This is a genomic window from Vibrio ouci (assembly GCF_004551525.1).
GTDB lineage: Bacteria > Pseudomonadota > Gammaproteobacteria > Enterobacterales > Vibrionaceae > Vibrio > Vibrio ouci.
Window position 1 is genome coordinate 1 of the sequence record NZ_SATR01000121.1, and the last position, 2632, is coordinate 2632.

At 40.4% G+C, this 2632-nt stretch carries 2 protein-coding genes; both read left to right on the forward strand.

Going from position 1 to position 2632, the window contains the following annotated elements:
- The first annotated feature begins 855 nt into the window (after positions 1–855).
- Positions 856–1350: an Hcp family type VI secretion system effector gene (locus ELS82_RS24110; RefSeq protein WP_134837669.1), complete on the forward strand. Its 495-nt coding sequence runs from the start codon at positions 856–858 to the stop codon at positions 1348–1350.
- A complete protein-coding gene (locus ELS82_RS24115) occupies positions 1343–2077 on the forward strand; it encodes a DUF4225 domain-containing protein (RefSeq protein WP_134837670.1) in 735 nt (244 codons plus the stop codon). The genes ELS82_RS24110 and ELS82_RS24115 overlap by 8 nt, the downstream gene beginning before the upstream one ends.
- Positions 2078–2632 lie beyond the last annotated feature (555 nt).

Here is a 2632-nt window from a genome sequence, read left to right on the forward strand (position 1 = left end):
TATTAACAATCTGCCAAAAATGCACAAAACGCCTCTCTAGCCCTTGCCAGTAAAGGGGTTAATACATTCTTAATACAATCGTATTAAGAATGTATTAACATTTTGCCGAAATTTTAGTGGAGAATCTGAAAATTTTTTTGACCCATTTAAATCCAGAAAAAATAAGATTAACTCTTTGTTTTAAATGATTTTATGTTTTTCCAGACAACCATTTAAATCGATTTTCGATTTAGCGAGGGGTGTGGTGAAGAATTGAAAATGCAGGGGCACTTTTTTTGAATTCAATGTCAGAGCTTTATCTTTGCCTAAAGTCTTACACCGTCAGGGATAAAGCCCCCTATTGAAAAGGGGTTGGGGTGTAAAACAACCACACTACGATAAAATTTTTCCATACCAAGAGCAAGTCAGGGCCACTTTTATTCAAAAAGCCGCCCTAACTAAACAATAAATAAACAGTGATTGGGGAGGCCAGAAATTGTGAATACCAGCCCTATTTGAATACGCGCTAAAGCGCTAATCACTCGGAAATCATACAGGTAAGAGTGATCCGGCAAGCAAATATTTAGAATTAACTACAACTTCGCTTGGTGATCACATGAGTTAGCCACGACAGCTAGCTCGGTTGAACAAAAATCGTTCCGTGGTATCGCTCTAAACAACTAACGCCAGATTAGAAAATGTTTCTTGAAACTTTAAGCGCTTGATATGCGTATTTTTCAGCGCACACAAGGCTCTGATTTTAGGCAATAAATTGCCCCTCAGTGACCTTGTACCCAAATTTCAAACCGCACTATTCTCTATAAAAAGAGAAACATTAATATGACTAGTAATTCATACAAAATCAAAGGCTAGATCATGGCACATAATGCTTACTTAACTATCATTGGCGAGCGACAAGGCTCTATTTCAAATGGCTGTAACACTAAAGACTCCATTGGTGGCAAGGCCCAAGAAGCCCATGCTAATGAAATTACGGTAATTGCCACTGAACACGCATTAGCTAAGCACCAAGGTCAACATGGTAACCACCATAATCCTATTACTATTACCAAACTCGTCGATAAATCTAGCCCCCTAATAGCGACTGCTTTTGCTAGACAAGAGCACTTAGATTGCGCGCTTAACTTTTACCGTACCAATGAACAAGGTTACAACGAAAAGTACTACACTATTGAACTTAAAAAAGCCTTAATTACCGCCATTAATTTCTCACAACCACACACCATACTATCCCATGACGAAGAAATAACTGAGCAAATTTCTATTAGTTACCGCGATATTATATGGAAGCATAACGTTGCTGGTACCGAGGGATATGATAACTGGAACTTAAGTAACCTTCATGAATAAAGTTAACTTGCACGACTTATGGGAAGTTCAAAATGCCGCTAAAGGCTTGAACACGCAAGCTTCTTCGGTGATGCATCAGCACATCACAAATGGAGCACTGAAACTTCATTTTTCCAGAGAAGTCGCGATATTTGGCAAATGTTTGGTTCAAGACTTTGAACAAGGGAAGAAAACCAAAAGCCAAGTCATTCGAGAGCTTCAGAAGGAAAAACAAAACCTTTGGGAGCAAAGCAGAGAAATTGCGGCAAAAGGCATTGGTCTTATTGCGGGCGTGATGCAAGTGGTTGGTGGTGGCGCAACTTGCTATGCCTCAGCTGGAACCCTGTGTGCTGTAGTTGGCTTACCTATGATGAGTCATGGTGCTAATAACATTTATGAAAATGGGCGTTATTTCGTAGACGGCAACCCCAACCATGTTGGGTGGGTTAGACAAGGCTACCAAAATATGGCTGAATATACTGGTTATGACAAATCAACCGGAGATATTGCATACTACGGGGCGGACTTGGCTTTGTCTGCCTATGGGTTGTTCGGCAAATCTACAACATTAAAACCTATTGAAAGTTGGAACAAACTACCCCACTCAAAAAGATTTAAACTCTTTCGATATTCAGCCGAAGACTACCTTAGAGGGTATCAGGCTACGAATAAAGTTGCGCTTGGTCTTGGTGGTCTGTCCGATGCTGCAACGGCAAGGAGTTTAGCAAATGAGGTTCAAAAGCAATGATTGAAACTATATCGTTCTTTGGAATCACAATTCCAGTATTATACGTACTGTGGAGAGTATCCTTAACCAAAATGGATCACGGCCCACTAAAGTTTGCTTATATCCTCTTGTTGCTGTGGATAGGAAGCTACTACTACTCCATTTTAATGTACGACACTCCGAATTTCTGGGTCTTAGATTCCCTTAATGCTGACTTTAGCGGTAACTACATTGTAATGGGGGCGTCTGTCATTGCGATTGCTCTGATTATAAAGTTCATACCCAAAAAGAGCTAAGTAGCCCTATACGCATAACGCCAAATTAAGGTGTGAACAACGCCTCCACCCAAACCTAAAGCATTGTGCCATAAACACTAAATTTGAAGTAGAAGCAAAAGTGCCAAGCGTTGTGAATCCCTCTTAAATTGCTTGTATGGATAATAAGCGCTCCAATCGGGTAAGGTGAGACCCAGACTTTAACTGCAACTAAAGTTCTTCTATCTGGTAGTTCGATTAAATGATGGCTCCTCTATCGAGAGACCGATAACAAGTACGAACGCCAGATAGAACTCCAAGC